This window comes from Candidatus Brocadia sp. (assembly GCA_021646415.1).
In the GTDB taxonomy this organism is placed as follows: domain Bacteria; phylum Planctomycetota; class Brocadiia; order Brocadiales; family Brocadiaceae; genus Brocadia.
This window is the reverse complement of the sequence record SOEU01000001.1, coordinates 123,792-137,226: the sequence shown is the minus strand read 5'-3', so window position 1 is coordinate 137,226 and position 13,435 is coordinate 123,792. Positions and strand designations below refer to the sequence as shown.

Sequence of the window (13,435 nt, the reverse complement as noted above, 5' to 3'; positions counted from 1 at the left end):
CCTCTTACTCCCAAAGTGCGCTATGCCATTATCCCTCTTCTTGTCATTCCCACGCAAGTGGGAATCCAGTATCCTTCGCCTCTACTCTGGATTCCCGCGTACACGCGAATGACATTTAAAGAAAATAAATAGTATCATTGAACCAGTTCGTCATATAAATCCCTCCATTGAGGATTCATCTTTTCAATCAATTCCAACTTCCATTTTCTATTCCATTTCTTTAACCGTTTTTCTCTCTCAATGGCGCTTATTACATCACGAGTCATTTCATAATAAACAAGATGATGAACCCTATACTTTTTCGTAAATCCCTTTATTAAATCATTTTTATGCTCATAAACCCTTCTTATCAAATTATTAGTAACGCCAATGTATAAAGTCCCGTTTCTTTTATTTGCAAGAATGTAAACAAAATAATGTTTGTCAAAACTCATAAAATCCCATTTCTGGATTCCCGTTTTATTACCTGTCTTTCCTTTTTGTCATTCCCGCAAAAGCGGGAATCCAGATGTCTTTATTCCTTCAACGATATTTAAATATCAAAGTTCAAGTTCGCTTCAAAATACGCCTTTTATTAGTCTCTCGTCTTTCAGGTATTAGAAAAACTCAATAAATTATGAACAATAAGTTGCAAATTAAATCAGCCTTTAGTTTCTATTTTGGCCAAACTGCTTTTATACTCAAAATCCCTGATGGATAACTGTGCCTGATAATTGACCTTAATTGTTTTGCAGGATGCAGACAATATTTAATAAAAATACTTTCCTAATGAAATATTTTCAAAAACTTCTACGGGTAGTCCTTCAAGGTCAATTGTATATTGGATTTCAGAAATCCTACAATCCAACGGCTTTTAAGGTGATCAGACGTCAGTTTCGGGAAATTTTTATTTGCAATGAAAAATTTAACATAATAAATATTGAAAGAGAAAAGCCTATTGTAGAAAGACCGATCCCTCCTGAGGTAGTCGGGCTATCAGCAAACAATCAAAAGTACCAAGATTAATTTCATATTCTATTCTTTCAATTCCGGCAGGAACGCCTGCACGAAATTGATGCGCTGTTATTCGCGGAAAGTTATCTCTCACAGAGAAAAGACCTTCATCGATTACGCGCAGGTGCAATTTTGAATACTCCTCATTATGAGATGGTGAATATCCTGTCTGTGCAAGTACAGTCTCAAAACGACTTAATGCATCAACGTCAGGATTCAGGCATTGCAAAATTGTATTAACAAGGGCGGGAAGGGTATTTGTCGCACCAGCTTCTTCACGCAGATGCAAGCTGAAGAAAAGGAGTTCCCCGCCTTCCGGTGGTAATAGTTGATCGATACCATTAATTCTGTGAATGCGACCCCGCGAGGAAGTTGTAGCCTTAACTTCAACCGATTTCCCAGCCCACTCAAAATCATGCCGTGAACCAAAAGGGCCGCGCCATCGCTGTACAGCTTCATCGATACCAACGGACGGATGCAGCCAAACAAAGAGGAACCAGAGTTCTGCAAAGAGGCCCAGCAGTTCTTCTCTTGTAAGGAGTGTCCGCGGTAGTTGACCCCAGAACCTTCGCCACTTTGCTAGGACATGTTTAACGATCTCAGCGGGCATTCTGTTCGCATGCGAAAGCTCGTCTGCCAATTCACCACCTATCAAATCAAATGCCATATGCCCGGCAGCATCGAGACATTGAATGTCTAAATAGCGTGCAATTGGTAGACCTCGTATAATCAGATCACGAGTAACAACGTTTATTCCTCTACTCTGAGTATCTCGGAAATCCCGTTCATTTGCATGCAATGCAATAAGCAGGTGTCTCCTTCCTTCTGAATCAAGCGCGCACTGTAATCTGGTAGTAATATCAGGTACAGCTTGCCGCGCTGTCAGATTTTCACCAGTGGGTCGAGCTTGTTCAAGTCGTGACCAAACATCCGGCGCGATTCGGCTCATTCTACCGGCCTCCAGCCTACAGTGCCTTCCAGATATGCCTCTACGTGTTGGGGATGTGCTGATGTGGGAAAAGATATTGCTAGGCCGATAAGGTCGCGTGCCCGTGGGTCTGCCGGATCATCATAGAGTGGTCGGCGGATGCCGCCCGGCTGCAGGTCATAGCCGGAAAATCTGCTGATGGGATACAGCATTATAAGTCCTTCTTCCGGTGGCCTAGAACGTCTCGCTGCTCGGTTCTCAGTCTCGCCTTGTTGCAAATATTCCTGCATTCTGGCTCTTGCATCCAGTGAAAGCCCAACCGCCTCATCTCCCGGACTTACAATGGCACGAACTGAATCGGTATTCCCGAGACGGCTACGGCTGACTTGCCATATATGGCCACCTGAAATGTTCCAGAGCGCTTCACCCAGCGTTCTGTCCTGGTTTCCCCTCCCCAACACGGCTACGGTCCAGCGAACAAGCTCTCCTAGCTCAACCTGCCGCTCAATATACGCACAAATCAGGGGAGGTGAAATGCTTCTCGCCTGTACGTCGACGCTATACCTTCTCAGAAATTCGAGTATCGCGTCAGGGGAGACTCCTGACCATACTGGTCCATTGATTTCCCATTGGGGCATACCCAAACCGGTTAAGAAGTTCCGCACAGTCAGCAGATTTTCCTCAGCCTGAACCGCAAGATCATCAGGACGGCGCAAGGGGAACTTAAATGTCTGCACCAACTGTTCTGCATAGGTTTGAGATATAATTGTGGCTGTCGCAAAGCGGCGTTTCAGCGGACTGGTTACCTGCATCGCAGGATGCTGCCAGATTCTCATTCCTACCTGGTACGGTGTCAACCCCTGATTTTCGTAAACCTCCAAATCTTCACGGAGCTGGTGCTCGACAAAAGCTAGATCACTGAACCATCCTGCCAGTTCAGCGGTTGTATATATCCGCGTGAGGTCTTCATAACCACTGCGATAGCCGAACCATCGTCCCATTTGCATAAGAGTATCGTACATAATACTCTGGCGAACAAAGAAACTGATCAGCAATCCTTCCAGTGTTAGTCCACGGGACAGCCTGTTCCCGCCTACAGCGATAGCCTTTAGGCCTGGTTCTCTCTCGTAATCAAGCACTTCACCCGTAGCGCTATTCACTACTCTTACTTGCACGGCCTCAAAAAAAGGCCCTACATGTGGCTCGATCTGTTCAAAGGAAACATCCCTCTCCAGATGGCTTGCTCTGGTTACTGGTCGAAACTCCTCTTCCCACCGTGCTTGAAGACGCTCCCTGATTCCGTGTCTCCTCTGGTAACGCCACTCGTCCTTAAGTTCAGAAAATCTATGCCAAATCAAATCAGACATTCTCTGCTGCTCGACAATGAGACGGCTCACATGGACAAGCATTGTCGCCGGGCGTTCACCACCACCGCGATGTGCCCTAGCTGCACCGGCAAGAACAAAATCTATCACAGATATCTCAACTGATGCAGGCAATTCTTCCTGTTCGAGTGAATGTAGGTCCTCGTCTGCAACATCCCTGATAATGTTGAGACCACCAACCTGTTCGCTTGATACAGGGTCGAAACGACCAAATAATTCCTCTGCGCCAAAATAGTGATCCGGTTTCGCCAGGTCCACGATAAAGTCTTTTGGATACAAATCGTTTTCCACCTGAGGATCAAATGTATCGTGTGGGACAAGAATGTTGGCGAATGGTGTAGCTGTGTATGCAACATAAGCACGTCGCTGAAATCTGCGGAGCAGATCACGAATCAGACTGTTTATTACGGAAGGCTCCTCATAATCATCCGGCAATGGCTCATTTTCTGTTTGATAAGTCCCCCGGGTATCCATGCTTGCCTGATCAGCCTCATCATCTATCACCAGCAAGGGTATCGTACGGCGTACTTCTTCAGGGGCATCATCCAGCCATCGGAGCAACCGGCGGAGTACCTGACCGTTTTTCTTGACGACGAGCAGCACTGGCTGAGAACCTTGGAGTGCAGCGTGATTTGCAAAGCCGGGCTGAAAGTCGCCACTCAGATCTTCCCGCGTAAATTCATGCCATTGTCGCCCCAGAGGGGGAAGATGCACTGTACCTGACCGATTATCTGTGTAGCCTACGAGCTCACGCTTCAGGCGAATTTGCGTTTGCCGGCGAAGACCATTGTCAATCCCTGACAGGACAATGACAAGGCGATAACCAACGTCGGCCGACTTTGCGATGAGCGCAGTAAAGTTTGAGGTTTTACCACTTTGGACATGTCCCAGAACCAGACCGCGAATGTCAAACTGCTCGGTTGAAGGAGGAGCCAATTGCCCGAGTGTGCGGTCAGTAACTTCATCAAGAGATCTAACGTCCGCTATTGACCAGCCTTTTACACCTAGGAGATATTCCCGAAGTGCCGGCCAGTAGTACCAGTCAGACCGGTCAATATAGCGCAGCCACTCATCCCGGCGCGGTGCCGCCACAAGCATACGGGCAGGTTCAAGGGTGATATTTTCTTCCTGTGCAAGTGTCTCACGTATTTGCTGTCTGAACTCTTCCGGAATGGCAGGATTTTCGATTGCGACTTCACAGGAAACCCCACGATCAATCATTAATCGGACTATGCCAAGTGCCTCTTCTAAAGTCATTAACTATCTCCTTCTCTATTAAGGCGCGTGAGAAAACGGTTAAACACCCTGTCAATAATCGGCCTTTCTTCGGGCTCTGCCATATCCCTGAGGCGTGAATGAAGTTCATCAATTGTCCAAAGCTGTTGTGCCTCTGAAGGGGAGGAATTCTCCTCGACAGTGCCGGCAGAGGGTTTTATTGACAGTCCGGTCTCTGTTAAGTCTTCCAGAGGTGAAGTAATCGGCACTGCAGGAGTCGTGGACGGTCTGTTCACAGATGTTGCAGGGGGACGGGAGGAGGGGCGGTCATATGCGTCCCTTGCCATCTTGACAACCTGTCTGATTGCCTGTTCTATCTGCTCCCGAATCTGTAAAGGTAACTGGACGCGCATCTTAGCGACGTTGATCTTGAATGCTTCATCCAGCGCCGGAGAAAAACTGAGGGCGATTCTGGCGAGTTTGGTATGCTCATCGATGGTACGAAGTCTGCACCACCCTCCACTCTGGATAAGACGGCCAGCACGATAGATGTAAAACCCTTGCTGCTGGTTCCAGTTTGCCGGACCACTGGCCTGTTTGAAGGCATCCTGAGAACTGAAATCATTCTGGTGAGGTAAAACAAACGGTTCCAGCTTAACTTCTCCTGATACTCCCTCATGCTCAATTTTGAGGGTAACCGGAGTCAGAGACTTTGTTTTCTTTTCCCAGCGTGCAAACGGGTCCCACGGCTTTACGGGATTACCGTTCAGCAGAATCTTGAATTTCCTTCGGGGCATCTTACCGGACAGGAAACGGTGGAATACCATTGCCAAGTGATCCTCCACGTCTCTGCACAAAGCAGAAAGCCTCCTCCTGGCCATTTCCCCGTAAGGATGTTTGTAGCCAAGAATCCGGTCAAGTCTCTGCCAGAGAACAACTGTTCCAGTAGTTTCCTTGAGTGGTTCACGAATCGCGGGGCCGAGTCCGTTCCGATCAAGCGGAAGAATCTCCCAGCGATTTGTTTTATCAATATGTGCCATATCCCAGCAGTACGCCGTAATGTCTGCCCTCGCGGGATTGATCCTGCTCGCTACGGAAAGCCTCTGGCACTGGCTTAATGATGCCGTCTTTAATCCCAGACCAAATTTGCCCAAGTCTTCTTTTTCATATTCACGCTCGGCTCCGTATCTCATAGCTTCTCTCAGCTCAGAAGGTGTCATTCCCTTGCCATTATCAGCGATCCGAACCCATGAATCATCGCCGTCAAACTCCACATCTATTGCAACAAGCGTGGCACCGGCTTCTATTGAGTTATCAACAAGGTCAGCAACGGCAGACGCGAAGTCATAACCCATATCGCGAAGTGACTTTATAAGACGTCGTGCGGATGGAATAACTTCGTTCCCTTCGGTATGATATGGCATGTTATTCTCTCCTTAACAAATTATTATTTGAAATATTCAACAAGTTTCCTTGCAATTTTTTCTACCATAAGGGGCGGCACTGCATTCCCAATTTGTTTAAATGCAGCCGTTCTGTTTCGTCCTTCTTTTATTCCTTCAAAATAATAATCATCAGGAAATGACTGAAGCCTGGCTGCTTCCCGAACTGAGATTGAACGATTCTGCTCTATGTCTGGATGAATGTAATAATGTCCATCTTTAGCAATATGTGCAACAACTGTTTGTGAATACGATATATTATCAGCTACAATCTTAAATCTGTCTAGGAAAGCATCCCTGTTTTTGTGGGTCTTAAGCCTCTCCGGAAGATCATTATAGTCAAGTCTTTCCTCGCTTATTTTCCATTTCTCAGCGGCAATTCTGTAAATTTCCTTATCCTGTTCTGTGTGTGGTCTTGTGACATGCTGAGTCAAGATATCAATACCATTTCTTATTTTCGCGAAATACAGATAATCGTTAATTTCTGCGGTGTAGGTAAGATATTTGTCTATGCCTCCGCCTGCATTTAATTTTGGAAGATCTTTAAAAATTGATCCCACTTTTTTATATTTGAAGATGCATTGATCAGCCAAATTGCCAATAGAAGGATTCGAGTCTTTCTTCCATCCTACGATTATTACTCTCCTCCTATTCTGAAGTACTCCGAAGTCATTCGCGTTTACTTTGAGTGGTTCTACAACATATCCAAGACGTCTAAAATATGACCGGATATTCTTGAAATACTTTCCTTTTTCTGCTGACAGTATTCCGATCACATTTTCAAAAACAAACATTTTTGGATTGTACTTCTTAAGAAATCTTCCATACTGAACGTATAGATAATTTCTCGGATCCCCCTGCATTCCATTTTTGTCACGCGCCCGGCCAACCAAGGAATATGCCTGGCACGGAGGACCGCCCACTATAACATCAATATCTTTTTTACCATTTAATCTTTCTATTATCTGGAAAATCTTAGAGTTGTTCTCATCACCGATGGACATATTAATTACAGATTCTATAATATGAGAAGGTATGAACGAGTAAAGCTGATTTCTGTTTATTTCCCCTTTGAGATATTTGATGTAGATATCTGACTTATTATTCTCTGCAAGGTAATAATAGGAAAGACGTGTCTTTAGAGTAAAACACGCAGCGGGATCTGACTCAACTAGTGCAACTGGTTCAAAACCGGCCCTTTTAAAACCTTCTGCGAAACCGCCTGCACCTGCAAATAAGTCAATAAATCTCATTTGTTAATCTCATTGCTAATTGATTCAGGGTTTTTTCCATGCTACCGGGTTTCAATTTGCACTCAAACACAGTTAAAATTTTCCAGCCCAGCTTTTTTAATTTGCCGGAGTTTTCGGTATCAAGCTGTTTATTCCGGTTAATTTTACTCAGCCACCATTTCGTTCGGGTTTTGGGTACTACAAAATATTTACAGCCTTCATGTCCATGCCAGAAGCAACCATGAACAAATATAACCGTTTTATATTTCGGGAAAACAAGGTCTGGCTTGCCGGGTAATGTTTTATCGTAAAGTTTATATCTGAAACCGTTTCCAAAAAGGAATTTTCTGACAATAATTTCCGGCTTTGTGTCCTTGCTCCTGATCATGGACATATTATAACTTCTGGTTTTTTTATTATGAACATCTACCATAAATTCTACTTTTTCTAATAAGCATTATCTTTATTCCCACAACCAAAAGGATTTTAACCATGAAGACCACGAGAAGTTCACGAAGAAAAATTTTGAAAGTTAATCACTTGCAAATAGAGAGATTTCTAAAGTAATTTTTGAGTATTTCATTCAGTCTTTGTGATTTCAAATCTTTCATGAACAAGTTCTAATGCCTTTGTTATCCAATTTATATCAAATCTCAGACCTGATTCTATTAACAACTTAATGAGAGGACTTGCTTCTGCAATATACCTTTTCTTTTTGGCAAACAGAATAATTCCCACTGTTCCCATTACGGATACATTAAAAGTGCGTGCGCATTTCCTTGCCTGTAAATCGTCCAGAATAACGCTACAACCAGGCTGTTCTACCGCAAAGGTAACAACCTCGGATTCTCCTTTTCCTAAATCCCATCCTGCGACATCCGGAGGTATTTGAAGTGGGGCTTTTAAAGTTATAACTTTTTTAGAGGAAAGAAGAAGTTCCCACCTTGATTGTTCTTCTTTATGAAAAAACAGTTCGTCTATTACACCCTTGGGAATTATAAGTTCTGCACACAATTCTGTTAGAAGATGCAGATATCCTATCTTATTCAATAAGATTAATGGTGATGTATTAGAAACCCATCGTTTATTCATCGGATATCTCTTTTTTTATTTCTTCAACGGTGTACTGAAACGGCGAAACACCAAATTTCCCCAACGAAAATATAAATTCAGCGCGCGTGAGACCCGCTATTTCCGATGCCTTTTCCTGCGATATTATTCCCATTTCATACCATTTAACTGCTGCCGCGAGTCTTAATTCTCTGGCAAACTCAGAAGGCTCCTTTCGGAGTGCCGAAAATGCCCCTTCTGGTATATCAAGTTTTAACACTATTGACATTTATTCACCCCCTTTTAACACATAGACATGACGACTGTTTTATATCTTTTTAACTACCTCCTTCTAATCTAGCCGTTCCTTTCTACCTCTATATCCTTTTCCTCTAAGTATGAAAATTCAAAACCGAGCATTTCCATAATTTCAAGTAAGGTTGCTTCTTCTAATTCCATAATTTCTGCCGCCTTTCTCAAACTTATCAGACGTGCGCTCAGGGCGCCTAAAGTCAGGAGAAATTTCTCCTTTGTTTTTTCGTCTTGAAAAAATGGTACTTCATCAACTATTTTCAACATTATGTATCACCTCCTCTTTTGCCTTATGAAAGGCATCAAAGGACTTAGGAATTTTCAGACGATGATTTCGGTTTTGTGTCCTTGCGCCTGATCATGGGCATATTATAACTTCTGGTTTTCCTGTTGCGAACGTCTGTCATGAAATATTATTGCCTTTCCGAGAAATTACGAAACAACCTGTTTTCCCTTTTACCCTTTTTGCTGTTTCTTTTCAAAATATTCTTCTGCCTTCTTGTAAATTTCATCTACAGTCATCCCTTCAAATAGTTCTTCCTGAAGTTTCACGGAATCTCTCTTTTCATAGGTAATTTGGGATAGAAATCTCATAGCATCAACTTCGCCCAGGTTTTCAAACAGAACGCTCAGTCCTTTCTTTCTTACTTCAAAATCACTTGTCATTTCAGTCATTTTAACTCACCTCCCACTCTTCAATAAATTTTAAAGGATTCATTATCTTAATGTTTATTTTCAATTCCAATGCTTTCTTTATCAGTTTGTTATCACACGTTAAAAAATATTCAGCCTCTCCTTTTAAAGCACAAGCAAGATGAAGAGCGTCTCTTGGTCTTATACCAAGAGCTTCAAATTCCCTTGCCTTAGCAACAATGAAATCGTTAGGAACTATCGTCTCATTTGCGAGAGCAAATGCCATTTCTATTTCTTGTCTCACGTCATTATAGGGATTCAGGCTGTTTTCATAGTCAATCATAAAAGACCACAAAAGAGAAAATTCTTCTTCTTTTATTCTCTGTAAAATAGAGAAGATGGCTATCGTTTCAAGCCGTATTCTAACCTGTGCCTGATCATCAAATGGCCGATTATAAATATTAGTATCGAGATAAATTTTAGTCATGGAGTTTATTGAATCCATTGCCAAAGAGGAATTTTCTGCCCATGATTTCCGGCTTTGTGTCCTTGCTTCTGATCATTGACATATTATAACTTCTCTGCGGCGCAGTCTGAAAAATATCTTTTTCCCAAAACTTGCGCGTATCTTTTTGGCTTTTATCCGTGCGTCCTTCAGAGACATTGTGCATTAACCGCGTCATCCCTGATGAGTCTTGAGAAATTCCCGGTATAACTGTATCACTGGCACGTCTGCTTCTGCCCAGTCGAGTGTATGAAGTTCCCGGGGAGTTAACCAGGCAAGTGCCACATGTTCATGGAGCGTGATTTCACCTGAGACTATTCTGCAGACAAAGGGATGGAGCGTGACTGAAACTGTTTGGTAGTTATGGGTTACCGGTGGAAGGGGATGGTCTATAGCGGCCTCTATGCCTAATTCTTCCAGCAATTCGCGTTTGAGACATTCTGTAAGGCCTTCTCCGTTATTAATCTTGCCGCCAGGGAATTCCCATTTTAGCGGCAAACTCATAGCCTTGCTCCGCTGTGTGGAAAGAACTTTCCCTTCCTTCTCAATAATTGCACAAGCGACCTGAATATGTTTCATGAAAGAAATTCAAATAAGGAATTTTCTGAATAATTTCCGGTTTTTATGTCCTTACTCCTGATCATGGAGTTACGACAGCACGGACAAACAGAGTTTGTCCATGCCACCCATGAACCAGCTTACATAGAATGAAAAATTCCTATGCATGAACATATTATAATTTGGGTTTTCCATTTGAAACGATTATCATCTTACTTTTTATAGCCCTGCTAGCATATTTATAATCGTCTAAAAGTTCTTCCTTATCCATATCAATAAATGGGATACCCATTCGCGAAGCAAATTTTATAAATTCGAAACGTTCCATTTCGAGGAACTGTGCCGCCTTGCCGCTGGATATCTCTCCTATTCGGTAAAGTTCGAGTACTAAGTATTCAAAAATCTTTGATGGTATATCTTTTCTTTTTTTGCCACTATAGGTAAGATTTCGGCAGGGATATCTATTGTTATTCTTTCTTTTTCCATTCACACATCCTCTTTTACTCTATGATAAGGGCCTAAAGCGTTTATTTCGTCTCTCTTTTTATGTACTATGTCTTCAGTATATCAAGTGGATATATCATTTATAATAAAATTCCTTCAAACCTCGTTACTTGTAACCCAATTTATAAAGCTTGCTCTTGTCCTTCCGCCATTTCTCCATAACCTTTACCCAAAGTTCCAGGTATACCTTTCGGCCTATCTGTTTTTCAATCTCTTCCCTTGCAATGAGGCCAACCCGCTTGATGGCTTTGCCATCTTTACCAATAATAATACCCTTTTGGGAATCACGTTCTACGTAAATAATGGCTTTAATATAATCCTTCCCTGCCTCCCGTTCTTTAAATTCTTCGATCTCGACCGTGGTGGAATAGGGGATTTCCTCCCCGTAAAACTCGAATACCTTCTCCCGGATTATTTCAGCAGCGAGGAATCTTTCGTTGTAGTCGGTCATGTAGTCTTCGGGGTAGAAAGGTTCTCCTTCTGGCAAGTATTTCACAATGAGTGTTAGTATCAGGTCAAGATTCATTCCTTTTAAGGCTGAGATCGGGACAATCTCGGCAAATTTGAACTGAGTATTATACGCGGAAATAATCGGTATTAGACTGTCTTTTTCCACCAAATCTATCTTGTTAATGGCTAAAATTACCGGTATATTAAAACGCGATAACTTTTCAAATATTGCCTTGTCCACGTTGTCAGGAGGCTCAAAAGGTTCTGCCATCAGCAATATTACATCCGCATCTTCTATAGTATTGTAGGCAGTCTTCACCATGTATTCTTGTAATTCATATTTCGGATCCATAATGCCCGGGGTATCGTAAAAAACGATCTGATACTCTTCCCTTGTTAATACGCCCATGATTTTTTTTCTGGTTGTCTGGGGTTTTGGAGTAACGATGGATAATTTACATCCCATAAAATCGTTGATCAGGGTTGATTTCCCCACATTCGGTTTACCCACAATGGCTACATAACCTGCCTTAAAGGTTTTTTTATCTGATTGCATAAAATATCTGAACCAAAATTGCTTGCGTATAAAGGTCGATTTTGATTATTATTTATACCGTAGAGGTAGAACAATTGTTTCAAAAGACTGTACTGCATTCTAAACAGTAAATTATGGTGAATCAAGTGTTTTCGTGTTGCAACGGAACAGAAGACCAAAAAGAGTTACTTGGTACTGGATAGTAATATTGCGTTTATTTTTCGACAAATTTGAAATTCAAATAAAGTAGGGAGGTTCGTTACTTGGAAGAGGTTAAACAACAGCAATCAATGCCTGCATCAGCGCAGGGGCTTTATCTTGAGAAAAGAAGACCGGATAACAGGAAGTCTGGCAAATATAAACGGAACGGTTTTAATTCTCAGAAGCTGCGCTGGTCTGTACAAATAGCTTTTTTTATCGTAGTGCTTGTTATTGGCTGGCAATTTTATACCTTTGTCAAATACTGTGAGGCTGGCGGAAAGGGATTTTATCTGCCGCGGCCGCCTGGGGTCGAATCCTTCCTGCCGATCAGCGCCCTCATGGGCACAAAATACTTTTTTGGGACAGGCACGATTAACCCTATCCATCCCGCCGGATTCGTCATCTTCGGGACATTACTCCTGACGACCTTATTTTTCAGGAGGGGGTTCTGCGGTTGGATCTGTCCTATTGGCACCATTTCTGAATGGGAGTGGCGTCTGGGGGATTGGTTTTTAAAGAAACTCCCACAACGTGTTTCGTCCTTAATGCGAAATATCCCAACCAGATTTACGGCCGGTTTGAGTCTTATTTTTACTCCCATCATCGTCCTGCTGATATTAGAGATCATAACCATGGAGAGCTTTAAATCGCCTGTCTTCAGATACCTGACCCCTGCTTATATCCTGGCAATGGTACTGCCATTTGTTATCCCCGGAAAGATATGGTCTGATAAAGTCAACGACATTATTGCCCGCGCCTGGAAATATTCAATCCTGGCTTTTTTTATCCAGGTCATTATTATCAAAATGCCCATTGCACAGCTGGAGGTCATGTATACCCGTGTACCTTTTGTCCGTGTGGCAGATGTCAAAATGTTGAAATTTTTCACAAACATGTCTGGTATGGCATTGTCTGTCATCCTGGCATTCCTCATTATTTCGCTGGTAAATAAAAATTTTTGGTGCCGTTTTTTTTGTCCATACGGTGCCCTGCTAGGTATTATTGGATACGTAAGCCCTATGAGAATTACTCGCGATACAGGAAAGTGTATTGATTGCGGGAAATGCACGAAGGCATGTGCTATGCACATCCTTGTGGAAAAAAAGAAACACGTCCTGACCCATGAATGTGTAGCCTGCTACGATTGCGTTAATGCTTGTCCGGTGAATGGAGCGCTGGATATGAAACTGGTTGGGGATCGTAAAAAGATCCATTACGGGCTTTATGCCATTATGCTCATCGGTTTATATGTTGCCATAACAAACACGGCCCGCGCCACTGGGCACTGGTATACCAGGATATCAGACGCTGAGTATATCCTGAGGATATCGGAACTCAACCATCCAAAATACCTTCACAAGGCAGGCCAGTTTGAAACGGAATAAATACCAGGAAACAGATACTAGTTGTATGGTGTATAAAAATAGGGAGTAGTCATTGAAATGATCGTTACAATTATGGCATGAAAGCCCCAATATCGGTAAAAAGAATT

Annotated in this window: 16 protein-coding genes; 1 reads left to right on the top strand and 15 read right to left on the bottom strand. The window is 42.7% G+C overall.

What is annotated here, in order from left to right:
* Positions 1–134: 134 nt before the first annotated feature.
* From E3K36_00550 to E3K36_00480, 15 genes are all read right to left on the bottom strand, one after another.
* Complete coding sequence (locus E3K36_00550; GenBank protein MCF6153751.1) at positions 135–434, bottom strand: GIY-YIG nuclease family protein; 300 nt, start codon at positions 432–434, stop codon at positions 135–137.
* Positions 435–934: 500 nt separating this feature from the next.
* The gene (locus E3K36_00545; GenBank protein ID MCF6153750.1) at positions 935–1,942 is read right to left on the bottom strand and encodes a PD-(D/E)XK motif protein; all 1,008 of its coding nucleotides are present in this window, start codon (positions 1,940–1,942) and stop codon (positions 935–937) included.
* Positions 1,939–4,563: an endonuclease gene (locus tag E3K36_00540; protein MCF6153749.1), complete on the bottom strand. Its 2,625-nt coding sequence runs from the start codon at positions 4,561–4,563 to the stop codon at positions 1,939–1,941. Before E3K36_00540 ends, E3K36_00545 begins: the two co-directional genes overlap by 4 nt.
* On the bottom strand, positions 4,563–5,945 hold the full coding sequence (locus E3K36_00535) for an ATP-binding protein (protein MCF6153748.1): 1,383 nt from the start codon (positions 5,943–5,945) through the stop codon (positions 4,563–4,565). Before E3K36_00535 ends, E3K36_00540 begins: the two co-directional genes overlap by 1 nt.
* 23 nt (positions 5,946–5,968) lie before the next feature.
* Positions 5,969–7,216, bottom strand: a complete 1,248-nt coding sequence (gene dcm / locus E3K36_00530; GenBank protein MCF6153747.1) for a DNA (cytosine-5-)-methyltransferase — start codon at positions 7,214–7,216, stop codon at positions 5,969–5,971.
* Complete coding sequence (vsr, locus tag E3K36_00525) at positions 7,203–7,628, bottom strand: DNA mismatch endonuclease Vsr (protein MCF6153746.1); 426 nt, start codon at positions 7,626–7,628, stop codon at positions 7,203–7,205. The genes dcm and vsr overlap by 14 nt, the downstream gene beginning before the upstream one ends.
* Before the next feature lie 146 nt (positions 7,629–7,774).
* The gene (locus tag E3K36_00520; protein ID MCF6153745.1) at positions 7,775–8,287 is read right to left on the bottom strand and encodes a DUF3368 domain-containing protein; all 513 of its coding nucleotides are present in this window, start codon (positions 8,285–8,287) and stop codon (positions 7,775–7,777) included.
* A complete protein-coding gene (locus E3K36_00515) occupies positions 8,280–8,534 on the bottom strand; it encodes a UPF0175 family protein (protein ID MCF6153744.1) in 255 nt (84 codons plus the stop codon). Before E3K36_00515 ends, E3K36_00520 begins: the two co-directional genes overlap by 8 nt.
* Positions 8,535–8,602: 68 nt before the next feature.
* Positions 8,603–8,824, bottom strand: coding sequence for a hypothetical protein (locus E3K36_00510; GenBank protein ID MCF6153743.1), 222 nt, complete (start codon positions 8,822–8,824; stop codon positions 8,603–8,605).
* 189 nt (positions 8,825–9,013) lie between these two features.
* Complete coding sequence (locus E3K36_00505) at positions 9,014–9,232, bottom strand: hypothetical protein (GenBank protein ID MCF6153742.1); 219 nt, start codon at positions 9,230–9,232, stop codon at positions 9,014–9,016.
* A gap of 1 nt (position 9,233) precedes the next feature.
* Positions 9,234–9,677, bottom strand: a complete 444-nt coding sequence (locus E3K36_00500; GenBank protein MCF6153741.1) for a PIN domain-containing protein — start codon at positions 9,675–9,677, stop codon at positions 9,234–9,236.
* Positions 9,670–9,861: a hypothetical protein gene (locus E3K36_00495; protein ID MCF6153740.1), complete on the bottom strand. Its 192-nt coding sequence runs from the start codon at positions 9,859–9,861 to the stop codon at positions 9,670–9,672. Before E3K36_00495 ends, E3K36_00500 begins: the two co-directional genes overlap by 8 nt.
* Positions 9,862–9,869: 8 nt before the next feature.
* Positions 9,870–10,274, bottom strand: a complete 405-nt coding sequence (locus E3K36_00490) for a (deoxy)nucleoside triphosphate pyrophosphohydrolase (GenBank protein ID MCF6153739.1) — start codon at positions 10,272–10,274, stop codon at positions 9,870–9,872.
* A 154-nt stretch (positions 10,275–10,428) separates the two neighbouring features.
* A complete protein-coding gene (locus tag E3K36_00485; protein MCF6153738.1) occupies positions 10,429–10,743 on the bottom strand; it encodes a UPF0175 family protein in 315 nt (104 codons plus the stop codon).
* A 120-nt stretch (positions 10,744–10,863) separates the two neighbouring features.
* Positions 10,864–11,763, bottom strand: coding sequence for a GTPase Era (locus E3K36_00480; GenBank protein ID MCF6153737.1), 900 nt, complete (start codon positions 11,761–11,763; stop codon positions 10,864–10,866).
* A gap of 242 nt (positions 11,764–12,005) precedes the next feature.
* Here E3K36_00480 and E3K36_00475 point away from each other — a divergent pair, with 242 nt between their 5' ends.
* Complete coding sequence (locus E3K36_00475) at positions 12,006–13,328, top strand: 4Fe-4S binding protein (GenBank protein MCF6153736.1); 1,323 nt, start codon at positions 12,006–12,008, stop codon at positions 13,326–13,328.
* Positions 13,329–13,435 lie beyond the last annotated feature (107 nt).